Source organism: Streptomyces peucetius (genome assembly GCF_025854275.1).
Classification (GTDB): domain Bacteria; phylum Actinomycetota; class Actinomycetes; order Streptomycetales; family Streptomycetaceae; genus Streptomyces; species Streptomyces peucetius_A.
The window spans coordinates 7214270-7238864 of sequence record NZ_CP107567.1 but is presented as its reverse complement, the minus strand read 5'-3'; the positions used below and the strand labels follow the sequence as shown (position 1 = coordinate 7238864).

Annotated in this window: 23 protein-coding genes; 15 read left to right on the top strand and 8 right to left on the bottom strand. The window is 70.3% G+C overall.

Annotation, left to right across the window (positions count from 1 at the left end):
• Window positions 1-176 precede the first annotated feature (176 nt).
• The 4 genes from OGH68_RS32680 to OGH68_RS32665 all read left to right on the top strand — a co-directional run bounded on the left by OGH68_RS32680 (window position 177) and on the right by OGH68_RS32665 (window position 5050).
• Window positions 177-1481 carry an ABC transporter substrate-binding protein gene (locus OGH68_RS32680; RefSeq protein WP_264249014.1) on the top strand — a complete coding sequence of 435 codons (1305 nt, stop codon included), beginning with the start codon at window positions 177-179 and terminating at the stop codon, window positions 1479-1481.
• A 211-nt stretch (window positions 1482-1692) separates the two neighbouring features.
• The gene (locus tag OGH68_RS32675) at window positions 1693-2640 is read left to right on the top strand and encodes a carbohydrate ABC transporter permease (protein WP_264249013.1); all 948 of its coding nucleotides are present in this window, start codon (window positions 1693-1695) and stop codon (window positions 2638-2640) included.
• A complete protein-coding gene (locus tag OGH68_RS32670) occupies window positions 2637-3560 on the top strand; it encodes a carbohydrate ABC transporter permease (protein ID WP_264249012.1) in 924 nt (307 codons plus the stop codon). The genes OGH68_RS32675 and OGH68_RS32670 overlap by 4 nt, the downstream gene beginning before the upstream one ends.
• A 92-nt stretch (window positions 3561-3652) precedes the next feature.
• Window positions 3653-5050, top strand: coding sequence for a GH1 family beta-glucosidase (locus OGH68_RS32665; RefSeq protein WP_264249010.1), 1398 nt, complete (start codon window positions 3653-3655; stop codon window positions 5048-5050).
• Here OGH68_RS32665 and OGH68_RS32660 read toward each other — a convergent pair.
• The 3 genes from OGH68_RS32660 to OGH68_RS32650 all read right to left on the bottom strand — a co-directional run bounded on the left by OGH68_RS32660 (window position 5025) and on the right by OGH68_RS32650 (window position 7264).
• Window positions 5025-5900, bottom strand: a complete 876-nt coding sequence (locus OGH68_RS32660) for an oxygenase MpaB family protein (RefSeq protein ID WP_264249009.1) — start codon at window positions 5898-5900, stop codon at window positions 5025-5027. The two genes, OGH68_RS32665 and OGH68_RS32660, sit on opposite strands and share 26 nt — an antisense overlap.
• A 71-nt stretch (window positions 5901-5971) precedes the next feature.
• Window positions 5972-6196 (bottom strand): hypothetical protein, encoded by a 225-nt coding sequence (locus OGH68_RS32655; RefSeq protein ID WP_264249007.1) that lies wholly within the window; start codon window positions 6194-6196, stop codon window positions 5972-5974.
• 228 nt (window positions 6197-6424) lie between these two features.
• Window positions 6425-7264: an alpha/beta fold hydrolase gene (locus tag OGH68_RS32650; RefSeq protein WP_264249006.1), complete on the bottom strand. Its 840-nt coding sequence runs from the start codon at window positions 7262-7264 to the stop codon at window positions 6425-6427.
• A 71-nt stretch (window positions 7265-7335) separates the two neighbouring features.
• On the opposite strand from OGH68_RS32650, the gene OGH68_RS32645 reads away from it, so the two are divergent.
• From OGH68_RS32645 to OGH68_RS32610, 8 genes are all read left to right on the top strand, one after another.
• Window positions 7336-8286, top strand: a complete 951-nt coding sequence (locus OGH68_RS32645; protein WP_264249004.1) for a GlxA family transcriptional regulator — start codon at window positions 7336-7338, stop codon at window positions 8284-8286.
• Window positions 8287-8727: 441 nt separating this feature from the next.
• On the top strand, window positions 8728-9192 hold the full coding sequence (locus tag OGH68_RS32640) for a GNAT family N-acetyltransferase (protein WP_264249003.1): 465 nt from the start codon (window positions 8728-8730) through the stop codon (window positions 9190-9192).
• 239 nt (window positions 9193-9431) lie between these two features.
• Window positions 9432-10070 (top strand): hypothetical protein, encoded by a 639-nt coding sequence (locus OGH68_RS32635; RefSeq protein ID WP_264249002.1) that lies wholly within the window; start codon window positions 9432-9434, stop codon window positions 10068-10070.
• A gap of 108 nt (window positions 10071-10178) precedes the next feature.
• Complete coding sequence (locus tag OGH68_RS32630) at window positions 10179-10406, top strand: ferredoxin (protein WP_264249001.1); 228 nt, start codon at window positions 10179-10181, stop codon at window positions 10404-10406.
• Window positions 10363-11787: an NAD(P)/FAD-dependent oxidoreductase gene (locus OGH68_RS32625; protein WP_264249000.1), complete on the top strand. Its 1425-nt coding sequence runs from the start codon at window positions 10363-10365 to the stop codon at window positions 11785-11787. The genes OGH68_RS32630 and OGH68_RS32625 overlap by 44 nt, the downstream gene beginning before the upstream one ends.
• Before the next feature lie 28 nt (window positions 11788-11815).
• Window positions 11816-13054 (top strand): cytochrome P450, encoded by a 1239-nt coding sequence (locus OGH68_RS32620; protein ID WP_264248999.1) that lies wholly within the window; start codon window positions 11816-11818, stop codon window positions 13052-13054.
• A 118-nt stretch (window positions 13055-13172) separates the two neighbouring features.
• Window positions 13173-14174, top strand: a complete 1002-nt coding sequence (gene sph, locus OGH68_RS32615) for a sphingomyelin phosphodiesterase (RefSeq protein WP_264248998.1) — start codon at window positions 13173-13175, stop codon at window positions 14172-14174.
• Window positions 14175-14306: 132 nt separating this feature from the next.
• Window positions 14307-15386: a S1 family peptidase gene (locus tag OGH68_RS32610; RefSeq protein ID WP_264248997.1), complete on the top strand. Its 1080-nt coding sequence runs from the start codon at window positions 14307-14309 to the stop codon at window positions 15384-15386.
• 118 nt (window positions 15387-15504) lie between these two features.
• Here the strand turns inward: OGH68_RS32610 and OGH68_RS32605 are convergent, their stop codons facing one another.
• Window positions 15505-15984 carry a macro domain-containing protein gene (locus OGH68_RS32605; RefSeq protein ID WP_264248996.1) on the bottom strand — a complete coding sequence of 160 codons (480 nt, stop codon included), beginning with the start codon at window positions 15982-15984 and terminating at the stop codon, window positions 15505-15507.
• A 149-nt stretch (window positions 15985-16133) separates the two neighbouring features.
• Here OGH68_RS32605 and OGH68_RS32600 point away from each other — a divergent pair, with 149 nt between their 5' ends.
• From OGH68_RS32600 to OGH68_RS32590, 3 genes are all read left to right on the top strand, one after another.
• On the top strand, window positions 16134-17510 hold the full coding sequence (locus OGH68_RS32600) for a DUF4241 domain-containing protein (protein ID WP_264248995.1): 1377 nt from the start codon (window positions 16134-16136) through the stop codon (window positions 17508-17510).
• 103 nt (window positions 17511-17613) lie between these two features.
• The gene (locus OGH68_RS32595) at window positions 17614-18345 is read left to right on the top strand and encodes a MerR family transcriptional regulator (RefSeq protein WP_264248994.1); all 732 of its coding nucleotides are present in this window, start codon (window positions 17614-17616) and stop codon (window positions 18343-18345) included.
• Between the two features lie 63 nt (window positions 18346-18408).
• Window positions 18409-18684: a DUF2087 domain-containing protein gene (locus OGH68_RS32590; protein ID WP_264248993.1), complete on the top strand. Its 276-nt coding sequence runs from the start codon at window positions 18409-18411 to the stop codon at window positions 18682-18684.
• A gap of 18 nt (window positions 18685-18702) precedes the next feature.
• Here the strand turns inward: OGH68_RS32590 and OGH68_RS32585 are convergent, their stop codons facing one another.
• From OGH68_RS32585 to OGH68_RS32570, 4 genes are read right to left on the bottom strand one after another with little or no spacing between them, the layout of a single operon-like run.
• Window positions 18703-20877: a 3-hydroxyacyl-CoA dehydrogenase NAD-binding domain-containing protein gene (locus tag OGH68_RS32585; protein ID WP_264248992.1), complete on the bottom strand. Its 2175-nt coding sequence runs from the start codon at window positions 20875-20877 to the stop codon at window positions 18703-18705.
• Window positions 20878-20921: 44 nt separating this feature from the next.
• Window positions 20922-22136, bottom strand: coding sequence for an acetyl-CoA C-acetyltransferase (locus tag OGH68_RS32580; RefSeq protein WP_264248990.1), 1215 nt, complete (start codon window positions 22134-22136; stop codon window positions 20922-20924).
• Window positions 22137-22139: 3 nt separating this feature from the next.
• The gene (locus tag OGH68_RS32575) at window positions 22140-23300 is read right to left on the bottom strand and encodes an acyl-CoA dehydrogenase family protein (protein WP_264248989.1); all 1161 of its coding nucleotides are present in this window, start codon (window positions 23298-23300) and stop codon (window positions 22140-22142) included.
• Window positions 23297-24430, bottom strand: coding sequence for a CaiB/BaiF CoA transferase family protein (locus OGH68_RS32570; protein WP_264248988.1), 1134 nt, complete (start codon window positions 24428-24430; stop codon window positions 23297-23299). Before OGH68_RS32570 ends, OGH68_RS32575 begins: the two co-directional genes overlap by 4 nt.
• Window positions 24431-24595: the final 165 nt, after the last annotated feature.

The window sequence follows — 24595 nt, the reverse complement described above, 5'->3', positions numbered from 1 at the left end:
AAAACCCCTGAAACACATGTGTCAATACATCGAACACAGTGGGCAGTTGGGCCCGAGTCCAAGCCGTTACGCCTTCGAGTCTTGACGAGGTGAGCGCCGGCGGGGCACTCTCCAAGCGCATGTTTGAGAGCGCTCTCAAGTGCTCGTCCCACCCCGAAGCCAAGGGAGGCTTCCCCATGCCCATAGCCAGAGCCGCCAAAAGGGCCGCCGTCCGCCTCGGTGCAGTCGCGCTCGCCGGGGCCGTGCTCGCCGCCTGCGGATCCGGTTCGTCGGACACCGCCTCCGACGGCGAGGGCGGGAAGGTCACGATCACCGTCGACCTCTTCGGTTCCTTCGGTTACAAGGAGGCCGGCCTCTACGCGGAGTACGAGAAGCTGCACCCGGGCGTCAAGATCAAGCAGACCGACACCGAGGACGAGGCGGACTACTGGAAGTCGCTCCAGACCCGGCTGGCCGGCGGCGGCGGTCTCGCGGACGTCCAGGGCATCGAGGTCGGGCGGATCGCCTCGGTCACGAAGCAGCAGTCCGACAAGTTCGAGGACCTGACCGAGTACGGCGCCGACAAGCTGAAGAGCCAGTTCGCCGAGGCGAAGTGGGCCGCGGCCACCACCGAGGACGGCAAGGTCCTCGGCCTCGGCACCGACGTCGGCCCCGAGGCCATGTGCTACCGCACCGACCTGTTCAAGCAGGCCGGGCTGCCGACCGACCGCGAGGAACTCGCGAAGAAGTGGTCGACGTGGGAGGGCTACCTCGAGCTGGGCAAGCAGTACAAGGCCAAGGCACCCGCCAAGAGCGCCTGGCTGGACAGCGTCGGCAGCCTCTTCTCCATCATGATCGGCCAGGAGGAGGAGCGTTACTACGACGCGTCGGGCAACCTCATCTGGGAGACCAACCCGGCGCTGAAGACGGCGTGGGACACCTCCGTCAAGGCGGCCGAGAGCGATCTGAGCGCCAAGCTCGACCAGTGGTCGCCGCAGTGGAACCAGGCGTTCGCCGCCGGCTCGTTCGCCACCATCCCCTGCCCCGCCTGGATGCTCGGCTACATCAAGGGCCAGGCCGGTGACAGCGGCAAGGGCAAGTGGGACATCGCCAAGCTGCCCGGCGGCGCCGGCAACTGGGGCGGCTCGTACCTCTCCGTCCCGCGCGCGGCCAAGCACAAGAAGGAGGCGTACGAGCTGATCAAGTGGCTCACCGCCCCCGAGCAGCAGGCCAAGCTCTTCCAGAAGCAGGGCAACTTCCCCTCCTCCACCGGTGCCATCGAGAAGGTCGCGGACGCCACCGACCCGTACTTCTCCGGCGCGCCGATCGGCCAGATCTTCGGTGACGCGGCCAAGGCGGCCCCGGTGCAGGTCCTCGGCGTGCACGACCAGAACGTCAACCAGCAGATCACCAACGCGCTGAACGAGGTCGAACGCAAGGGCATCTCGTCGGAGAAGGCCTGGGGGAACGCCAAGAAGGGCGTCGAGAACACCATCGGCTGACGCCCGCCGCCTCTCGTTCGGATCACGCCGGGTTCGTCAGGCCCGGCCTGATCCGGACGATCCCCCAGCCCCTTCGGGCCGGTCCGTCGTCACTCGACCCCCGCACCGGACCGGCCCGAAGGCCGTCCCTCACCGATCGGACGGTTCCGCACGATCCGTGAGGCACGGCCCCGAGCCCGCCCCGTACCGACTCGTCCCGAAGGGCCGCCCCGTGACCCTCACCGTTTCCGCGAAGCCGGTCTCGCCACCCAGGCCGCCGGCCGTGCGGCGCGCCTGGCGCAAGCTCTCGCCGTACGCCTACATCGCCCCGTTCTTCACCCTGTTCGCCGCCTTCGGGCTCTTCCCGCTGATCTACACGGCGTTCGTCTCCCTCTACCGGGTCGAACTGCAGACCCCGGGCGACATGGAGTGGCGCGGACTGGGCAACTACACCACGCTGCTGGGCGACGAGTTCTTCTGGACCGCGCTGCGCAACACCTTCACCATCGGGGTGCTCTCCACGGTGCCGCAGCTGGTGATGGCGCTCGGCCTCGCCCATCTGCTCAACTACCGCCTGCGCGGCCGCACCTTCCTGCGCACCGCGATGCTGCTGCCGTACGCGACGTCCGTGGCGGCCGCCACGCTGGTCTTCGCCCAGCTCTTCGGGCGAGACTTCGGGCTGATCAACTACGTCCTGGGCCTCGTCGGCATCGACCCGGTCGACTGGCAGACGGGCACCATGGCCTCCCAGATCGCCGTGTCGACCATCGTCATCTGGCGCTGGACCGGCTACAACGCACTGATTTATCTGGCGGGCATGCAGTCCATCCCCACCGAGCTGTACGAGGCGGCGGAGGTGGACGGCGCCTCGCGGTGGCGGCAGTTCTTCCATGTGACGCTGCCGGGGCTGCGCCCCACGATCCTGTTCACCGTGGTGGTCTCCACGATCGGCGCGACCCAGCTCTTCGGTGAGCCGCTGCTGTTCGAGGGATCCATCTCCGGCGGCATCTCGCACCAGTACCAGACGCTCGGGCTGTACATGTACGAGCAGGGCTGGGGCTTCTTCCACCTGGGGCGCGCCGCCGCCATCGCCTGGGTGATGTTCCTGCTGATCGTGGTGCTCGTCGGGGTCAACGCCCTGATCGCGCGCCGCCGTGCCCGCAAGGAGGCCGGCCGATGACCGCGCTGGACCCTGTCCAGGAGCTCGCCGCACCGCAGGCGAAGCAGCCGGCCGCCGCGAAGCCCGCCCCGGCCCGGCGCCGCCGGAGGTCGGGCGCGGGCCGCACGACGAAGGGCGGCAAGCTCGCCTACGCCGTCCTGATCGTCGCCTTCCTCTTCTCCGCGTTCCCGTTCTACTGGACGATCGTCGCCGCCAGCCGCTCCAACGCGGACCTCGCGAAGGTGCCGCCGACGCTGCTGCCGGGCCCCAACCTGATCCGCAACTTCGAGGCGGTGATGGAGGAGGCCGACATCGGCAAGGCGCTGCTCAACTCCTTGATCGTCTCGGGCTCCATCACCGTCGGCACCGTGCTGTGCTGCACGCTCGCCGGTTTCGCCTTCGCCAAGCTGCGTTTCCGCGGCCGTGGCGCGCTGCTCGCCGTCACGGTCGGCACGATGATGATCCCGCCGCAGCTGGGCGTCATCCCGCTGTTCATGCTGATCGCCGAACTGCAGTGGGTGAACCAGCTCCAGGCGGTGATCCTGCCGGGCCTGGTCTCCGCGTTCGGCGTGTTCTTCATGCGCCAGTACCTGGTGCAGTCGCTGCCGGACGAGCTGATCGAGGCCGCCCGCGTCGACGGCGCCTCCACCGCCCGGATCTTCTGGTCGATCGTGGTGCCCGTCGCACGGCCCGGCATGGCCGTGCTCGGCATGCTGACGTTCATGGCCGCCTGGAACGACTTCTTCTGGCCGATCGTCGCGCTCTCCTCGCAGAACCCGACCGTCCAGGTGGCGCTGCGCCAGCTCGGCGGCGGATACGTCCACGACCAGTCCGTGATCATGGCAGGCACCCTGCTGGGCACCCTGCCGGTGCTGCTGGTCTTCGGCCTGCTCGGCCGGCAGATCGTCGGCGGCATCATGCAGGGCGCGGTCAAGGGCTAGGGCCCTCCGTCCGGATCAGGGCCGATACACGCCCGCACCTGCACCCTCCTCGCTCCACGTCTCACTCCGCTCACTACCGGGAGTACCACCTCATGACCGCGCTCGACGCCCGCCCCGACACCACCACGACGCTCCGGTTCCCCACCGGATTCCGCTGGGGCACCGCCACCGCCTCCTATCAGATCGAGGGCGCGGCCACCGAGGACGGCCGCACCCCGTCCATCTGGGACACCTTCAGCCGCACCCCGGGCAAGGTCCGCAACGGCGACACCGGTGACATCGCGGCCGACCACTATCACCGGATGCGTGAGGACGTCGCCCTCATGCGCCGCCTCGGGGTCACCGACTACCGGTTCTCGATCGCCTGGCCGCGGGTGCAGCCGACCGGCCGCGGCCCCGCCGTCCAGAAGGGCCTCGACTTCTACCGTCGGCTCGTCGACGAACTGCGCGACGCCGGCATCCGGCCGGTGGCCACGCTCTACCACTGGGACCTGCCGCAGGAACTGGAGGACGCGGGCGGCTGGCCGCAGCGGGAGACCGCCCAGCGGTTCGGCGAGTACGCGGGAATCATGGCGGAGGCGCTCGGCGACCGGGTGGCGACCTGGACGACGCTCAACGAACCGTGGTGCGCCGCCTTCCTCGGCTACGGCAACGGTGTCCACGCCCCCGGCCGCACCAGCCCGCTCGCCTCGCTGCGCGCCGCCCACCACTTCAACCTGGCGCACGGGTGGGCCGCGCAGGTCCTGCGCGCCGGGCTCCCGTCGGCCGCGGAAATCTCACTGACCCTCAACCTCCACGCGGTACGGGCCCACACGGACTCACCGGCCGACCTGGACGCGGCCCGCCGCATCGACGCGGTGGGCAACCGCATCTTCCTCGACCCGGTCTTCCGCGGGCGTCTGCCGGAGGACCTGGTACGGGACACCGCGCCGGTCGCGGACTGGTCGTTCGTCCTGGACGGCGATCTGGAGGCGGCGGCCACCCCGATCGACTCGCTGGGCATCAACTACTACTCCCCCACCGTCGTCGCCGCGGGCTCCTCCGAGTCGCCCTCGCCGTGGGCCGGCGCCGAGCAGCACGTGCGGTTCCTGCCCGCCCCCGGCCCGCGCACCGCGATGGACTGGCCCGTCGACGCCGACGGCCTGCACGACCTGCTGATCCGGCTGCGCGACGACCTGCCGGGCGTGCCGCTGGTGATCACCGAGAACGGCGCGGCGTACGACGACTACGCCGATCCGTCCGGCGAGGTCCACGACCCCGAGCGGGTGGCCTATCTGCACGCCCACCTCTCGGCGGTGCACCGGGCGATCGACGACGGCGCGGACGTACGGGGCTACTTCCTGTGGTCGCTGCTGGACAACTTCGAATGGGCGTACGGCTACAGCAAGCGGTTCGGCATCGTGCACGTCGACTTCGCGACGCAGCGCCGCACCTTCAAGGACAGCGCCCACTGGTACGCCGATGTCATCGCGCGCGGCGGCCTGACCTGAGCCGCTCCGCCCGGCGGGCCTCGCGGGCCAGGGGCAGGTAGCGCAGCCGCTCGGGGAGTACGGGCACCACGGCCCGTACGACCCGGGCGAAGCGCCGCAGCCGGCGCTCCTGCGCGTCGGTCCAGGGCAGGCCGATGGCCTCGCGCGCGTCCGGCGGCATCAGCCCGATGGTCATGAACCGGCGGAAGCGGGCCAGCGGCGGCAGCAGCAGCGGCCACAGTGCGCGCAGCACCAGCCGCAGGGGCAGCGGCCCGCGGTCGGGCGGCGGCACCGGCTGGTCCACATCCACCAGTTCCCGTACGACGACGGTGGCCTCGAGCTCGTCGGCGAGCACCTTGCGGTAGTAGGGCCAGAACTCCTCGAGAGTCTGCGGCATGTCCCGGTCGCGGATGCCGAGTATCCGGCCGACCTGGAGCCAGTCCGCATACAGCTGCCGCTCCTCGGCGTCGGTGAGTTCGCGGACCAGATAGCGGGCGGCGTGCCGGTAGACGGGGAAGCCGGTGGCGTGGACCCAGGAGTAGTAGGCCGGGTTCAGCGCGTGGTAGCGGCGGCCGTGCGCATCGGTGCCCTGGATGGTGCGGTGCAGTTCGCGGAGCCTGCGGCCCTCCGCGGCGGCCGCCTCGCCGCCGTAGATCCACAGCTGGAGCGAGCGCAGGGACCTCTCGCCGCGGCCCCAGGGGTCGGTGCGGAAGACGGAGTGCTCGTCGACACCCGCGCCGACGGCGGGGTGGGCGACCTGCATGGTGAGCGCGGCGGGCAGCATCAGCAGGGCCCGGACGTCACCGGCGAGACCCCAGAGCACGCCTCCGGGCTGAGGCGGCAGGGGTTCGTCGCTGGCTGCGGGGCTCATCGGCTCTCCTGGGGTGTGCCCGGTCGGTCACCTCCCAGTATGCGACTCGCGGCAGTGCCGCCCCGCCGGCACTACCCCGCAGCGAGTGACACGAACGCGGCCCACTCGTCCTGGCAGCACCAGCCGCAGGGGCAGCGGCCCGCGGTCGGGCGGCGGCACCGGCTGGTCAAGTAGCCGATGGCCTCCCGAAGCGCCTGCGGCAGCAGATCGTCAAGCTCAAAGAGTTCCGGGAAGGCGACGAAGCCGAGATCGCACGCCTCCAAACCGACCTCGAAGCCCTCGTCCGGATTGTCCACCAACTCACCGCGGAAACCGGCGGTTGCGGACCGAGCTCACCACCCCCGCGACACGAGTGCGGGTCCTTCCAACCCAACCCCGCCCCACCGGCTGACGTCACGAGTCGGGCATCCCTCACTCCTCCAAGGAGACCCGTGGGAAGTAGGCGGCGCCGCACGCTGCCCCAGGTCATCACACGCAAGATCGTCCGGCATCCGTATTCATCCTGAAATGGCCAGTCGGGACCTCTACGCCGTGAAGAAGTCGACGAGCGCGCGGGCGATCCGGCCGGGCGCGTTCTCCGTGGGGATGTGCCCTGCATCCGGGACACGTATGAGTGTGGTGTGCGGGATCTCCGAGGCGAACCGCTCGGCGTACTCCACCTTCTGGAAGCCGTCGTCCTCGCCCCAGATCAGCAACTTGGGTGTCGCGTTCTGCCGCAGCGCGGGAACGGCATCGCGGGTGTAGCGGTTGTCGGCCGCGCCGGCCATGGCCATCCAGGAGCGGCGAACCCGCGCATCGGTCCACGGATCCAGGTAGTCCGCGATCCGCTGCTCGGTGGCGGCATCAGCCAGCGCTGCTGTCACGGCTTGCCGGCGGGCGGCGAGAATCTCATCGGCGGTGGTCGCGGCGACGACCTCCGGGTCCCGGAAACGGGCCACGCTGGACACCGGCCAGGAATCGTAGGTGACCGAATTGACCAATGCCAGCCGGGACACTTCCAGCTGATCGTGGACGAGGAGGTGCTGGGCGACGGCGCCGCCGATGTCATGACCCGCTACGGCGATCGGCCCGGAGAGCGTCAGCGCAGACGCGAAGCGCGCCACCCAGTCCGCGAGGGCTGGGACCGTGCCCGTTTCCAGGGTGAGTTCACCTCCCGAGCGCCCAAGTCCGGGGAGGTCGACCGCGACGGGTCGCAGCCCCGCCTCAGCAAGGCGGTCCAGCACCGGAAGCCAGACCCGGCTCCAGTACGTTCCGTGCAGCAGCAACACGGCCGGGCCGTCCTGCTCCACGGTCAGGTAGCTGGCCGTCTCGCCGTCGACCTGGATCTCGGTCCGCAGCACTGTCGTTTCGGTGATTTCGCTCATGGGTCCACTGTGACCGGGGCCGGCCCTCCCCGCCGAGAGTCTAGAACGACATCCTCAGGTACATTCCTGCCATGCCCCTTCATCGGGTGGTGGCCCTGCTCACCCCGCCGCAGTCGCCCTTCGAGCTGGCCTGTGCCTCCGAAGTCTTCAGCACCGTCCCACAGGACGCGCCGCCCCACTACAGCTTCCGGGTCTGCGCCGAGCGTCCCGGACCTCTGCCGACCACCGCCGGTTACGCGATGCTCGTCGAGGCGGGGCTGGCCGCCCTACGGAAGGCGGACACCGTGGTCGTCCCCGGCTGGCAGCCGCCCGGCGCACCCGTGCCGCCGAACGTCACCGAGGCGCTGCGGGGCGCCCACCGGCGCGGGGCGAGAATCGTCGCCATCTGCACGGGGGCGTTCGTCGTCGCTCAGGCCGGACTGCTCGACGGCCGCCGTGCCACCACCCACTGGCGCAGCGCCGCCAGGTTCGCCGCCACCTTCCCCGAGGTGCAGGTGGATCCGGACGTGCTTTTCGTGGACCACGGCGACGTGGCGACCAGCGCCGGGACCGGCGCGGGCATCGACCTGTGCCTGCACCTGGTGCGTTCCGATCACGGCGCGGCGTACGCCGCCCAGATCGCCCGGCGCATGGTCCTGCCGCCGCACCGGGAGGGCAGCCAACTCCAGTACGCCGCCCAGCCCGCACCGGCCAGGGCGGACGAATCGTTGGCGCCGCTGCTGGAGTGGGCCACCTCCCACCTCGACACCCGACTGACCCTCGACCACCTCGCCGAACGCGCCGGACTGTCCAGCCGAACCCTCGCCCGGCGGTTCACCGAACAGCTCGGCACCAGCCCGGGACAGTGGCTGCTCGGCCAGCGCCTCGACGTGGCACGGGCGCTGCTGGAACAGACCGACCTACCCGTCGACACCATCGCCACCCGGGTCGGACTCGCCTCGGCGGTCAACCTGCGCCGCCGATTCCGGGCCCATCTCGGCACCACACCCGGCGCCTACCGACGAACCTTCAGCGAAACCTGATGGCGGAGCTGAGCATCTGCTCCGCTGTCGTGAGCGGAGACGGCCGGCACCACCACCGCGATGACCAGGCCGACCACGTCCTGGCTCTATCGATGCAGTTGGCCCCACCAAACTCGTCCCGCTCCGGCTCCTGCGGAACCGAGAACTGACCAGGGTGGGTGGGTCTCCGCACGATCGGTTCCGATACTCCCCACTTCCCATGTACCGGGCGCGTCGTCATGCGGTGCGGCCAGGGCCGCGACGGCGTCCTGTGCCTCCGCACCGGCGACACCTGGCTGCGCATACAGGCGTGACCACTGTCCCGAACGTCTCGCCGGCCCGCCATCGACGGGCCGGCGAGCACGTCCCCGATATGCGCGGTCGCACATCTGCACGATCTCGTGGTGCGGGGTCCACGGGCCGCGCCGGGTGGCGGACCGGTGCCCGGATAGCCTGCGGCGTATGACGGATGTTGTGATCAGGTCCGCCGTCGCGGACGACCTCCCCGCCATCGTGGCCATGCTCGCCGACGACCCGCTGGGGGCGACCCGGGAGTCGCCCGACGACATGACGCCCTATCGGACGGCGTACGAGCGTCTGCGGACCGATCCGGACCAGTTCCTGATGGTGGCCGAGCGAGGCGGGGCCGTGGTCGGCACGCTCCAACTGACCTTCGTGCCCGGCCTGTCGCGCCGCGGCAGTACCCGCTCGATCATCGAAGGGGTGCGCGTGGCCGGCTCGGAGCGGGGCCGGGGTCTCGGGCAGCACTTCATCGAGTGGGCGATCGAGGAGTCCCGCCGGCAGGGCTGCTCGCTGGTCCAGCTGACCTCGGACGCGACCCGCACCGACGCACACCGGTTCTACGAGCGACTCGGCTTCACCGCCTCGCACGTCGGGTTCAAGCTCCAGTTGACAACCTCCGACTGACGTCGGCGGACGCGGGCGGAGCCGGCGTGGAGAGCCGGCCCGGCGCCCCGAGCCGTAGCAGTGGATGCGGGCTGCTCGTCCTCGGCGGCGGCCCGGCGAGCCCCGCCGGACGACATCGGACAGCCGGCGTCGTGCGTGACCTGTACGGCGCACCACGCTCGTCCTCCCGGGCGGCCCCGGTGGCGCGATCTTCCGAAGCACTGCTGTCTGTACGAAAGAAGTACAGAGAGCGAGGAAGCATGGGATCGAAGCACGAGCGCCTCGGGACACCGCGGGCTGCCGGGATCGCCGGGGTGGTGTTCGCCATCCTGATGGCTGCGGCGATCGTCCTGGTGCGCATTGCCCTGCCCGGCGGGGCTGACGGGGACGACATCACCGTCGACGCCGGGCAACGGGACGCCGTGCAGACGGCGCTTGCGCTGCTTCCGTTCGCCGGGATCGCCTTCCTGTGGTTCATGGGCGCCCTGCGCGAACAGGCCGGTGAGGCGGAGGACCGGTTCGTATCCACCGTGTTCCTGGGCAGCGGACTGGTCTTCGTCGCCACGCTGTTCGGCAGCGCCGCCGCGGCCGGGACCGTGCTGGACCAGAGCCAGCAGCCCTCGCCTTTCGGCCGCCACTTCGCCTACACCCTGCTGACCACGTACACGATGCGGATGGCGGCGGTGTTCATCTTCACGACCTCGAGCATCGGTGGCCGACTCGGCATCTTCCCTCGCCCGCTTGTCTTCCTCGGCTATCTGACAGGCCTGACGCTTCTCGTGGTCGGAGCCGACCTGCCGTGGTCCGAACTGGTCTTTCCGGCCTGGGCCCTGGTCGTCGGCCTGTACATCCTGGGAGGCCGGCGCCCCACCCGGTCACGGCCCGCCGACCCGGTCTGAGCCGGTGCGGCGCTCACTCCAACGGTCTTCTCCTCGTCGCCGCATCTCCTTCGACCCCCGAAGGTTGTCTCAGGGAGGGACCCGAGGCCGTTGGAGAGGACCGATCCCTTGGTAAAGCTTGTCGTCGACCTGAACCGCTGTCAGGGGTACGCGCAGTGCGCCTTCCTCGCCCCCGAAGTCTTCGTCATGCACGGCGAGGAGGGGCTGCTCTACAGCCCTGAGCCCGATGAGGCACAGCGCGAGAGGCTGGCACAGGCCTCCGCAGCCTGCCCCGTCCAGGCCATCCTCGTCGATGAGATGGACGAACCGGCCGAGGCGGTGTCCGGTGACCGCTGACGGATCCCTGGAACGGCTCAAGCGTGAGGGTCGCATCGTAGTCGTCGGCGCCTCGCTGGCGGGCCTGCGGGCTGCAGAGACCCTGCGCGACAAGGGCTTCGAGGGTTCACTGACGATGATCGGCGACGAACCCTACGAGCCGTACGACCGACCCCCGCTGTCCAAGCAGGTACTGCTGGGCATGACGACCGCCGACCGCACCGCGCTGCCCAGGCGCCGGGCCGTCGACGCGACCTGGCGGCTCGGCGTCCCGGCCACCGGGCTGGACATGGCCGCCAGGCGAGTGCGGCTGGCCGACGGCGACGAGGTGCCGTACGACAGGCTGCTGATCGCAACCGGCGTGCGGGCCCGACCGTGGCCGCGTGAGGCCGAGGCGGAACTCGACGGCGTCTTCGTGCTGCGGACACGCGAGGACGGCGCCGCGCTCGCGCGGCGGCTCGCCGAGGGCCCGAAGCGGGTCTTCGTCATCGGCGCCGGGTTCACCGGCTCGGAAATCGCCTCCGCCTGCCGCGAACGCGGCCTCCCCGTCACCGTCGCAGAGCGCGGTGCCACACCCCTGGTCGGCGCGCTCGGCGGGGTGGTCGGCGCCGTCGCCGCCGACCTCCAGCGCGAGCACGGCGTGGATCTGCGGTGCGGGGTCATGGTCACCGCTCTGGAAGGAGACTCCTCCGGACGGGTACGCGCGGCGCATCTGTCCGACGGCTCCACCGTGGAGACCGACGTGGTGGTCGTCTCGCTCGGCGCCACCCGCAACACCGAATGGCTCGCCGGGTCGGGACTCGGGGCCGGCCCCCGCGGCATCGCCTGTGACGCCGGCTGCCGCGCATTCGACATCCGCGGAATCGTGACCGACGACATTTATGTGGCCGGCGACGTCGCCCGCTCCCCGCACGCCTTGTTCGGCTACCAGTTCCTGTCCCTGGAGCACTGGGGCAACGCCGTCGCCCAGGCCGGGATCGCGGCGCACAACATGCTCAGCGAGAGCGCCGACCGACTCCCCCACATGTGGGTGCCGGCCTTCTGGTCCTCGCAGTTCGGCGTAAACATCAAGTCCGTCGGTGTGCCGTCGCTGGGGACGGAGATCATGGTCTCGCAGGGCACGCTCGACAGTCGCAGGTTCATCGGCGTCTACGGATACCAGGGTCGCGTCATCGGCACGGTCGCCTTCGACCATGCCCGGTGGCTGCCGTTCTACCAGGAGCTGATCGAGACCACCGCGCCGTTCCCGCCACCGTTCCCGACGGTCGACCGGCACCCGGACGGACAGCGGCCGATGGACGCAGACTTCCCCGACCCGTCGGTCCCGACCCACGGCCCCACTGTGACCCTCAGCGGATACTCGCCGGCCGACCGCAGGATGACGTTCACCCCCGCGCACTGACCGACCCGCACGGCCACGAGGACCCGCCATGACGCAATCCCTGCTGCACCAGATCCTGGACTACGCCAACCGCGCCGATCCGTACCCGATTTACGAAGAGCTGCGCAAGACACCGGTCCACCGGGAAGAAGACGGGCCGTACGTCGTCAGCACCTACTACGAGATCCGCAGCCTCCTCCACGATCCCCGGATCAGTTCCGACGCCCGCAATCTGGCATCGACCGTCCGCGACCCGCTGGCCGAGTCGGCACAGGAGGAGGAGAGCGCCCTGCCACCGAGCTTCCTGCGGCTCGACCCGCCGGAGCACGATCGGCTGCGACACATGACGAACCGGACCTTCGGCCCGCCGCACTCCCCCCACCGGATCGACGGAATGCGTGGAGAGCTCCACGGCATCGTCTCCGGCCTCATCGACGGCATCGGCGACCCAGGCCGGATCGAGTTGGTGGAGCAGTTCTCGTACCCCTTCCCCGTGACGGTGATCTGCCGGCTGCTCGGGGTGCCGCGCGAGGACGAGGCGCGCTTCCACACCTGGGCGGACACCATCGCCGCGAGCCTGGACCCCGACCCGGACGCGGATCCCGCCGAACGGGGCAAGGTCTCGCACGACGCCCGTATGCAGCTGGGCATGTACTTGGCCGGCCTGATCGAGGAGCGCCGCAAGAAGCCCGGGGACGACATGCTCTCCGAGCTGGCGACGACCAAGGGCCAGGACGGCACCATGACGACGATGGAACTGCTCAGCACCGCCGCGCTGTTGCTGATCGCGGGGCACGAGACCACCGTCAACCTCGTCACCAACGGAATGCTGACCCTGATGCGCAACCCCGACGTCCTGCAACGGCTGCGTGCGGATCCGCGGCTGGCCGTGCCCATCGTCGAGGAGTTGCTGCGCTTCGAGCCGCCGGTGCAGCTGGTGCCGCAGCGCACCACCCTCACCGACATCGAGGTCCGCGGCGTCACCATCCCCAAGGGCGCCTCCCTCTGGCTGGTTCTGGCGTCCGGCAACCGCGATCCCCAGCGCTTCGAGGACCCGGACCGCTTCGACCCCGACCGCCGGGACATCCAGCACCTCGGCCTGGGCAGCGGCATCCACAGTTGCTTCGGCGCGCCGCTCGCCCGGCTGGAGGCCCAGCTCGCCCTGTCGGAACTGGCCCGCAGGCTGGAGAACCCACGTCTGCTGGAGGATCCGCCCCCGTACCGCCAGAACGCCGTGCTGCGCGGGCCCCGGCATCTGCCCATCACCTGCGACGGGATCCGCCCCTGATCGTGGGACGGCGTAAGGGAAGCGGCACCCGCCTATTACGAAAGGTAACTACTGCTGCTTTGATGTGCGGCGCCGGTCCACAGGCCGACGGGAACCCCCACCACGAACGGGAGATCCAGTGCCGCAGTCCGAGCTCCGCCGTGCCTCCGGCGCGGCCGTGTCCGCAGCCCTGTCCACCGTGCTCGCCGCCTCCGCCCTGGTGGGCGCGGCGCCGTCGGCGGCCGCGGCATCGGCCGCCGGAACGCCGGACCTGAAGGTCCTCACCTACAACGCGTTCCTTTTCAGCAAGTCCCTCTACCCCAACTGGGGCCAGGACCACCGGGCCGCGGCCATACCCGCGGCGCCGTTCTTCCAGGGCAACGACGTCGTCGTGCTCCAGGAGGCCTTCGACAACTCCTCGTCGGACGCCCTGATGCAGGGCGCCGCCGGCCAGTATCCGCACCGGACGCCGGTGGTGGGCCGGAGCAGGGACGGCTGGGACGCGACCGGCGGCTCGTACTCGTCGACCACCCCGGAGGACGGCGGGGTCGCCGTCCTCAGCAAATGGCCGATCGTCCGCAAGGAGCAGTACGTCTACAAGGACGCGTGCGGCGCGGACTGGTGGTCGAACAAGGGATTCGTCTACGCGGTCCTCGACGTGAACGGCACCCGGGTGCACGTTGTGGGCACCCACGCGCAGTCCACGGATCCGGGCTGCGACCCGGGTGAGGCGGCCGAGATGCGCAGCCGTCAGTTCCGTGCGATGGACGCCTTCCTGGACGGCAAGAACATCCCGGCGTCCGAACAGGTCGTCGTCGCCGGCGACCTCAACGTGGACTCGCGCTCCCCCGAGTACGCCTCGATGCTGGCCGACGGCGGTCTGGTGGGGGCGGACACACGCACCGGTCACCCGTACTCGTTCGACACACAGGAGAACTCGATCGCCGCCGAGCGCTACCCGGACGACCCGCGCGAGGACCTCGACTTCGTCCTGCACCGGGCGGGGCACGTGAAGCCGTCCGGCTGGACCAATGAGGTGATCAAGGAACGGAGTGCGCCCTGGTCGGTATCGAGTTGGGGCACCACCTATACGTACACGAATCTGTCCGACCACTATCCGGTGATTGCCTCCGGCCAGTAGGCGCAAGCCACCGACGGTGACCTTGTGTCCATGTCAGGGCCATGCCACATTGAGTCCGCACTCCGGACTGGTCCAGTCCACATTGCCGTCAGGCAATCCCCCACACGGACTCGTACGAAGGAGAAGCCCCCCATGAGACGCACGCCTCGCGCGCGCATCTGCCTTCCCGCCCTGCTGGCCCTGACCACCGTCGGACTCGGCTCCGGAACGGCCGGTGCGGCCGATGCCACCGGCGCCGGCGGAAACCCGAGCCCGGGCGTGGCCGCGTCGCCCGCCCAGTACGCGCTGCACACCTCGCTCGAACGGGACCTCGGCGACCGCACCGCCGGCTCGTACCTCGACGCGGAGAGCGGCGAACTCGTCGTCACCGTCACCGACGCCGAGGCCTCGACGGAGGTGCGGGCCACCGGTGCTCGCGCCGAACTCGTCGAACGCAGCATGGCGCAGCTGACGGCCGCCATGGACACCCTGGAGTCCAAGGCGAAGATCACCGGCACGTCATGGGGCATCGACCCGTCGGCCAACAAGGTCGTCGTCGAGGCCGACAGCACCGTCTCCGCTGCCTCGATGGCGAAGCTGCTGAGCGTCGCCGCACGGCTCGGCGACGCCGTCAGCATCAAGCGCGTCCCCGGCGCGTTCAAGAAGGAGGTGGCGGGCGGCGACGCGATCCACGGCGGCGGCTACCGGTGCTCGGCGGCCTTCAACGTCTCCCACGGAACCACCCGCTACTTCCTCACCGCCGGGCACTGCACCAACTCCGCGAGCAGTTGGTCCGCCACCTCCGGAGGACCCGCGATCGGCACCCGCGAGGGCACCAGCTTCCCGACCAACGACTACGGCATCGTCCGCTACACCGACGGCTCGCAGCCGGCGGGCGACGTCAACCTCTACAACGGCAACCACCAGGACATCACCGCCTCGGCGGACGCGATCGTCGGCCAGTCCATCCGCAAGAGCGGCTCCACCACCAAGCTCACCAGCGGCACGGTGACGGCGGTGAACGTCACCGTGAACTACGGCGACGGCCCGGTCTACAACCTGGTCCGCACCACCGCATGCTCCGCCGGCGGCGACAGCGGCGGCGCCCACTTCGCCGGCTCCACGGCGCTCGGCATCCACTCGGGCAGCGCCGGATGCACGGGCAGCAGCGGCTCGGCCCTCCACCAGCCGGTCCAGGAGGCACTCAGCGCCTACGGGGTCGCCGTCTACTGACCCCGAGGTCCCGCGCGCGACAGGGCGTGCCCGCGGCAGCGGGCACGCCCTCGGCGTGCGCCGTAGCGGGCCTGGGCACCTCAGCATGCCGCCGTCCCGGCGTGCCGCAGTGCGCAGCTCAGTCGCCGTGGTCGTAGACCGTGACCTCGATCCCTCGGGCCGTCAGCCGGCCGGCTATCAGCGGTTCGACCCTCGACCACTTGCCGCCCGCGAGGCCGCAGCCGATGCGCGGCATATGGACGGACGCCCCGAGCTCCAGGGCCTTGTCCCCCACCGCGACGAGAGCCCTGTCGATCGCCTCGTACCGCACGGGCACGCCTTTGCTGCCGGTGCGTGTGCCCCGCTGGCCCACGATGTTGGCCACCCACAGATACGGGCCCACCTGCACGAACTGGGCAGCCCCCAGCCCGAAGTCATTGCCCGCGCGCTCGCGGTGCCAGCGGCGGTAGGCCGCCTCCGGCTCGGGCCAGCGGCGGGACAGGGCGAGCACGAAGCCCTTTCCCCAGCCGCCGAGGTCGTTGCACACATGCACGATCAGCTTGACGCCTCTGCCCTGCGGCGCGGTGGCGTCCCCCCGGACATACCTGATCTCGGACATGGCACAACCGTACGGTCCGCCACTGACATCGGACCGCGCCAAGTGCCTGCTGGGCTGCCGGTGCCGTGCGACATCCCGCGCCGCTGGCTGTCGGTGCCGGTCGCTACGTGACGCGACCGGGATCACACAAGGTTCGAACAGGAGTGGGCATGGCGGTTGAGAGCGTCTGCACGGTGGAAGTGACGTACTGCGAGGGCTGGGATCCCGCAGCGCGCGCGGCGGGCACCCGCATGCCGGAGAGTGAAACCCGCCGCCGGGATGAATCGGGTGAGCCGTACGCCGTGTTGCTCTCCTTCCAAGGGCAGGCGAAGGCCTTGTTCCAGGTGGACTGGCGGCACGGGTACCTCGGGCTCTTCCTCTTCGACGGCCAGGCGCGGCGAACTCAGGAGTACGAGTACCGACAACTGGAGGCGGGCCGACTGCACCTGCGGAGATACGAGCAGCGGCGCCCCGCATCCGGGACCGGGACCGATTCTCCTGAAAGTGCTTGGCGGTTCACCCTGACGATCAACCCGGACGGGCGGGCATGCCGGATATTGGACGCCGGTGGATCGCTGCAGGTCGGCGCAGAGGTCCCCGCTGAGCACCGCACAGTGGCCAAGGCCGAGTTCGGTGCGTGGACGGGCTACGTCGACGCCCGAATGCTCGGGCTGGCCGGCCCGATCACCTTGGTTCAGACACCACCCCGCGCGGAAGCGCCGGTCTCCCCTGGGGCAGCTTCGTGGTCTGCTCCCATGCCATTGCAGCCGCGGCACCTCGAAGCACTCTTCACCCCCGGAACACGTCTGGCTTTCGACCAGGAGCGCACTGCAGTGATCGCAGAGCCCGCGGGGGCGGGACTGCTCAGTCTTCCCACCGGCTCCGTGATCGCAGGTGATCCCTGCACCATCGACGACGCTCTGCCGTTCACCGTCACCGTGCCGCCCGGTGACTACCCCGTTCTGATCTCCACCATGCGCTGGGAGGGGGACGGCTGGGGGGAGACTCCCGCCGCGATGTTGCGGATCCTCGACAAGCCGGCCGCCCGCTGGGAGCTCGCGCTACGGCCGGGAGAGGACGCCCGCCTCCTGGGCTCCGGGGAGTTCTACGGGTTCGGGGTCGATTCAGGCACGGCCTGTTTCCTCGACGCCTCAGGCCGGGACACGCTCCCGAAGATCTTTGAACAGCAGCTGACGGAGTGGGAGGCCGACAGGGACTCATGCACTGTGTCCGATCCCGCGAGCGGCATCAACCTGATCGCGTATCTGAGCGGCTACGGGGACGGGAGCTACCCCGTGTGGATCGGTCGCGATGCCGAAGGAGCCGTCACCTGCTTTGTCGCCGACATGCTTGTTCTCCACAACGCCGAGACCCTGCCACCGACGGTGACGAGACCCGCTGCCTGCGTTTCCCCCTTCTCCGGGCGGGTGACCGACCGCAGGGACGCCCCCTTCCCCGATCCCGGCTCCACCAGCGAGTTCATCAAGAGTCAGATCGCCGACATCGTCGAGTTTCGTCAGGAGCTCCGAAGCCGCCGCCCGTACTGACCGGCTCCGCCTGATCACCAGGCGCTGCGGTCGGCCCCGCCGGCATCTTTCACAAGACTGGTGAGACAGCAATACTGTTGAACCGAACAGCAGAAGGAGGGTCATGGCGACCGGGACCGAGGAGCCGACGCTCACCGTCGACGAACTGGCCGCACGCGCCGGGGTCACCGTGCGCACCATCCGGTTCTACAGCACTCGCGGTCTGCTGCCTCCGCCCGTGATCGGTCCCCGCCGGGTCGGGCACTACGGCAGTGAGCACGTCTCCCGGCTGGCGCTGATCGAGGAGCTCCAGCACCAGGGGATGACGCTCGCCGCGATCGAGCGCTATCTGGGGCAGCTGCCTACCGACCTGAGCGCGCAGGATCTCGCGATCCACCGTGCGCTGGTGGCCTCGTGGGCCCCGGAGTCGGCGGAGGAGGTCGGCCGGGAGGAGCTGGAGCGCAGGGCGGGCCGGGCGCTGTCGGAGCAGGATGTCGACCGGCTGGCCGCAATGGGCGTCCTGGACCGGGCCGGGGCGGGCGCGTACCGGCTCGACGGCGGTCTGCTGCGGCTCGGCGTGGAGCTGCTGGACGTGCCGATCGCGCACGAGACGATCCTCGCCTCCCGTACGGTGCTGCTGGAGCACGCGCGGGCCGCGGCCCAGGACCTGAGCCGGCTCTTCCGTGAGGAGGTCTGGGGCCCCTACCGTGCGCGTGAGGCGGACTCCGACCATGTGGCGGCCATGAAGTCGCTGTCCGCCCATATGCAGCCGATGGTGATCCAGGCCCTGGTGACGGCGTTCCAGCGGTCGCTTCGGGAGGAGCTGCGGGCGGCGTTCACGACCGAGGAGCCCTAGCGGGAGCCATGGCGGAGACGTAAATGCGTTGCCCGGCTCCGGCCGGTGCGCGAGGCTCCCCGCATGGCCGATCAAGGAACGAGCTCCGCGCGCAGCGTCCACGCCCTCTTCTCCCAGGGGCGGCTGACCGCGATCCCCCGTAAACCGGCCCGCCGCGAGCAGCTGCTCGCGCACCTCGCCGAGACGCTCTTCGAACCGGGCCGCGACTACACGGAGCGCGAGGTCAACAACGCGCTGCTCGCCGTGCACGACGACTGTGCGGCGCTGCGCCGCTATCTCGTGGTCGCCGGGCTGCTGACCCGGACGAAGGACGGCGGCAGCTACCGGCGGGGCCGGTAGCCGCCACCCGGGCGTCCGTCACGCGTCGGTGAACACCTCGCCGCGCTCGGCCTTCTCCACCAGCAGCGCGGGCGGCTGGAAGCGCTCGCCGTAGCGCTCCGCCAGCTCACGGGCGCGGGCCAGGAAGCCGGCCGGGCCGCCCTCGTAGCCGTTGATGTACTGCAGGGCCCCGCCCGTCCACGCCGGGAAGCCGATGCCCATGATGGAGCCGATGTTCGCGTCGGCGACCGAGGTGAGGACGTTCTCCTCGAGGCAGCGGACGGTGTCCAGCGCCTCGGAGAAGAGCATCCGCTCCTTCATGTCGTCGAAGGGGACGTCGGCGTCCTCGCGAGTGAAGTGCTCGCGCAGGCCCGGCCACAGGCCGGTGCGCCTGCCGTCCTCGTCGTAGTCGTAGAAGCCCGCGCCGCCGCTGCGGCCGGTGCGGCCGAACTCGTCGACCATCCGGTCGATCACCGTGTCGGAGGGGTGGCCGGCCCACGTGCCGCCCGCCTCCTCGACCGCCCGCTTCGTCTCGTTGCGGATCTTCCGCGGCAGGGTGAGGGTCAGCTCGTCCATCAGGGACAGCACCTTCGCCGGGTAGCCGGCCTGCGCGGCCGCCTGCTCGACGGAGACGGGGTCGACGCCCTCGCCGACCATCGCGACGCCCTCGTTGATGAACTGGCCGATGACGCGGGAGGTGAAGAAGCCGCGGGAGTCGTTGACGACGATCGGCGTCTTGTTGATCTGCCGGACCAGGTCGAAGGCGCGGGCCAGCGCTTCGTCGCCGGTGCGCTCGCCCTTGATGATCTCCACCAGCGGCATCTTGTCGACGGGCGAGAAGAAGTGCAGCCCGATGAAGTCGTCCGGCCGCGAGACTCCTTCGGCGAGGACGGTGATGGGGAGGGTGGAGGTGTTGGAGCAGAGCAGCGCGTCGGGCTCGACGACGTCCTGGATCTCCTGGAAGACCTTGTGCTTGAGCGCCGTGTCCTCGAAGACGGCCTCGATCACGGCGTCACAGCCCGCGAGATCGGCGGCTTCGGCGGTCGGCGTGATCCGGGCGAGCAGCGCGTCGGCCTTCTCCTGGGTGGTGCGTCCCCGGGACACGGCCTTGGCGCACAGGTTCTCCGAGTAGCCCTTGCCCTTGGCGGCGGCCTCGGCGGTGACGTCCTTGAGGACGACGTCCATCCCGGCGCGGGCGCAGGAGTACGCGATGCCCGCGCCCATCATGCCGGCGCCGAGGACGGCGACCTTGCGCACGGGACGCGGCTCGACGCCCTGCGGGCGGCTGCGGCCGGCGTTGACGGCCTGCAGGTCGAAGAAGAACGCCTGCATCATGTTCTTGGCGATCGCGCCGGTGACCAGCTCGGTGAAGTAGCGGGCCTCGATGACCTGTGCGGTCTCGAAGTCGACCTGGGAGCCCTCGACGGCGGCCGCGAGGATGTTGCGCGGCGCCGGGTAGGGGGCGCCCGCGGTCTGCTTGCGCAGGTTCGCGGGGAACGCGGGGAGGTTGGCGGCGAACTTCGGGTTGGACGGGGTGCCGCCGGGGATCTTGTAGCCCTTGACGTCCCACGGCTGCTGCGAGGCGGGGTTGGCGTCGATGAAGGCACGGGCCTTCGCGAGCATCTCCTTCTCGGTGGTGGCCACTTCGTGGACCAGGCCGTTCTCCAGCGCCCGCGCCGGGCTGTACTGGGTGCCCTGGAGCAGTACCTTCAGCAGGGCGTCGGCGATGCCCATGAGCCGTACGGTGCGGGTGACGCCGCCGCCGGCCGGGAGCAGGCCGAGGGTGACCTCGGGCAGACCGATCTTGGAACCGGGCGCGTCGAGCGCGATGCGGTGGTGGCAGGCGAGGGCGATCTCGTAACCGCCGCCGAGGGCCGCGCCGTTGATGGCGGCGACGACGGGCTTGCCGATGGTCTCGATGCGGCGCAGGGCGCGTTTGATGCCCATGCCCGCCTCGAAGACGAACTGTGCGTCGTCGGGCCCTGCCTGGATCATCTCCTTGAGGTCGCCGCCCGCGAAGAAGGTCTTCTTGGCGGAGGTGAAGACGATGCCGCGGATGGAGTCCTGTTCGGCCTCCACCCGGTCGGCGATCGCGGTGATCGAGGCCTTGAAGGCCTGGTTCATGGTGTTGGCGGACTGGTTCGGGTCGTCGAGGACGAGGGTGACGACGCCGGTCTCGTCCTGTTCCCAGCGGATGGTGGTGGGCTCGCTCATGGTGGTGGCTGCTCCGTAAGGCGAAGGGCGGAAGAGGACGGGTGTCAGAGACGCTCGACGACGGTGGCGATGCCCATGCCGCCGCCCACGCACAGGGTGGCGAGGCCGTACCGCTTGTCCTGGCGCTCCAGTTCGTCGATGAGGGTGCCGAGGATCATCGCCCCGGTCGCGCCCAGCGGGTGGCCCATGGCGATCGCGCCGCCGTTGACGTTGACCTTGTCCAGGGACAGGCCCATGTCCTGGGCGAAGCGCAGGACGACGCCGGCGAAGGCCTCGTTGATCTCGACGAGGTCGATGTCGTCGATGGTCAGCCCGGCCTTGGCGAGCGCCTTGCGGGTGGCGGGCGCGGGACCGGTGAGCATGATGGTCGGCTCGGAGCCGGAGACGGCGGCGGACACGATCCGGGCGCGCGGCCTCAGGCCGTTCCGCTCACCGGCCTCCTTGGAGCCGATGGCGACGAGGGCGGCGCCGTCGACGATGCCGGAGGAGTTGCCCGCGTGGTGGACGTGGTCGATCTTCTCGACCCAGTGGTACTTCTGAAGGGCGACGGCGTCGAAGCCGCCGAGGTCGCCGATGCCGGCGAAGGAGGGCTTGAGGGAGGCGAGGGAGTCGGCGGTGGTGCCGGGCCGCATGTGCTCGTCGTGGTCGAGGACGACGAGGCCGTTGCGGTCGCGGACGGGGACGACGGAGCGCTCGAAGCGGCCGTCCTTCCACGCCGTGGCGGCCCGCTCCTGCGACATCGCCGCGTACTCGTCGACGTCGCGCCGCGACCAGCCGCCGAGGGTGGCGATCAGGTCGGCCCCGATGCCCTGGGGGACGAAGTTCGTCTCGAAGTTGGTCATCGGGTCGGCGAACCAGGCGCCGCCGTCGGAGGCCATCGGCACCCGGGACATCGACTCGACGCCACCGGCGAGGACGAGGTCCTCCCAGCCGGAACGGATCTTCATGGCGGCCAGGTTGACCGCCTCCAGGCCCGAGGCACAGAAGCGGTTCTCCTGTACGCCGGCGACGGTGTCGGGCAGTCCGGCGGCGATGGCCGCGATCCGGGCGATGTCGGAGCCCTGGTCGCCGACCGGGCCGACGACACCGAGCACGATGTCGTCGATCGCGGCCGCGTCGAGGTCCGGGAAGCGGGCCCGGATCTCGTGGATCAGTCCGACGACGAGGTCGATGGGCTTGGTGCCGTGCAGGGCTCCGTTCGCCTTGCCGCGTCCGCGCGGGGTGCGGATCGCGTCGTACACGTACGCTTCGGTGCTCACCAGTTAAGCCTTTCGGGAGGTTTGGCCAAGGAGGGAACGGCCGATGATCTCCTTCATGATCTCGGTCGTACCGCCGTAGATGGTCTGGATGCGTCCGTCGGTGAAGGCCCGGGCGACGCGGTACTCGTTCATGTAGCCGTACCCGCCGTGGAGCTGGAGACAGCGGTCGGCGGCGCGTTTCTGGAGTTCGGTGGCCCACCACTTGGCCATCGAGGCGTGGACGGCGTCCAGTTCGCCCTTCGCGTGGTCCTCGATGCAGCGGTCGAGGAAGGCGCGGGTGACGGCGCACTCGGTGGCCAGCTCCGCGATCTCGAAGCGGATGTGCTGGAGCTTGGCGAGCGGCCGGCCGAACGCCTCGCGCTCCTTGACGTACTCGGTGGTGATCTCCAGCAGGTGCTCGGCGGCGGCGATCCCGGCGACGGCTATCGCCATCCGCTCCTGGGCGAGGTTGGTCATCAGATGGATGAACGCGCCGCCCCGCTCGCCGAGGAGGTTGTCCTTGGGGACGCGGACGTCGTTGAAGAACAGCTCGGCGGTGTCCTGGGACTTCTGGCCGATCTTGTCGAGGTTGCGGCCGCGTTCGAAGCCCTCCGTGCCGCGCTCGACGACCAGCAGCGACAGTCCGTGCGCGCCTCCCTGCGGGGTCGTCCTCGCGACGACGACGACCAGGTCGGCGAGGATGCCGTTGGAGATGAAGGTCTTGGAGCCGTTCAGCAGCCAGTGGTCACCGCGGTCCTCGGCGGTTGTGCGGATGCCCTGGAGGTCGGAGCCCGCGCCCGGCTCGGTCATCGCGATCGCGGTGATGGTCTCGCCGCTGCAGAAGCCCGGCAGCCAGCGCCGCTTCTGCTCGTCGGTGGCGAGCGAGGTGAGGTAGGGGCCGATGATGTCGTTGTGCAGGCCGATGGCGAGGCCCGGCGCACCGGCCCGGGTGAACTCCTCGTGCAGCACGGCCGCGTAGCGGAAGTCGTCGTTGCCTCCGCCGCCGTACTCCTCGGGCACGGCGAGGCCGAGGAGGCCCTGGCGGCCCGCCGCCAGCCACGCCTCGCGGCTGACGATGCCGTCCTTCTCCCACTGCTCGTAGTGCGGCTGCACCTCCTTGGTGAGGAAGGTGCGGACGGTTTCGCGGAACGCCTCGTGCTCGGCGGTGAAGATCCGGCGCTTCAACGGTCCTCCTCGGGAACAGTCAGGTGCACGTCCCAGTCGCGGGCGACCTCCCCGGTGTCCGCGCCGGGCATGGCGGGCCCGCGGGTCACGGCCCCGGGGGTCGCGGAGAAGCGGGGCGCCGGCGCGGGCTGGGTGATGCCGCCGTGGTCGGTGAAGGTGCCGCGGGCGGCGAGGTGCGGATGTGCGGGGGCCTCCCGCAGGGACAGCACGGGCGCCACGCAGGCGTCGGAGTCCTCGAAGACGGCGGTCCACTCGGCGCGGGTGCGGGACCTGAACCGGTCGGCGACCGCCTGGCGCAGCTCGCCCCAGCGAGCGAAGTCCTTGCGGGCCGGGATGTCGTCCCTGATGCCGAGCCGGTCGACGAACTCGTCGTAGAACTGCTGCTCCAGCGCACCGACCGCCATGGAGTGCCCGTCGGACGTCTCGTAGGTGCCGTAGAAGGGGCAGCCGCCGTCGAGGAGGTTGGCGCCGCGGCGGTCCTGCCAGCCGCCGGCGGCCATCATGCCGTGGATCATGGTGGCGAGATGCGCGGCGCCGTCGACGATGGCGGCGTCGACGACCTGGCCGGCGCCGCCCTCCGCGCGGGCGTGCTGGAGCGCCGCGAGCACGCCGATGACCAGGTAGAGCGATCCGCCCGCGTAGTCGCCGACGAGGTTGGCGGGGACGACGGGCGGCTCCTCGGCCTTGCCGATCATGGAGAGGGTGCCGGTCAGTGCGATGTACGCGATGTCGTGACCGGCCCGCTGGGCCAGCGGCCCCTGCTGGCCCCAGCCGGTCATCCGCCCGTAGACCAGGCGCGGGTTGCGGGCGAGGCAGGCGTCGGGGCCCACACCGAGCCGCTCGGCGACGCCGGGGCGGTATCCCTCGATGAGCACGTCCGCGCGTTCGGCCAGGTCGAGGACGTGGCCGGGGCCGTCCTCGGACTTGAGGTCGATCAGCACCGAGCGTTTGTTGCGGTTGGTGAGGTCGTACGCCGGGTCGATGGCGAGCCCGGCGCCGCCGGGACGGTCGATCCGTACGACATCGGCCCCGAGGTCGCCGAGGAGCATCGCGGCGAACGGGCCGGGCCCGATGCCGGCCAGCTCCACCACGCGCACCCCGGCCAGCGGGCCGTTCCCTGACGCCGTCATCCAGCCCCCAGCAGCTATGTGACACAACTGATGTAACACCAGTGATGATAAGAACGCGTTCCGAGCCGCACAAGGGTTTCGGCCGAGCAAGCGCTTAGAGCTGAGCGACACGCCGTGATCGCCTGTACGGCCCCCTGGTACGGCACCTCCGGATCACCGCGGGGA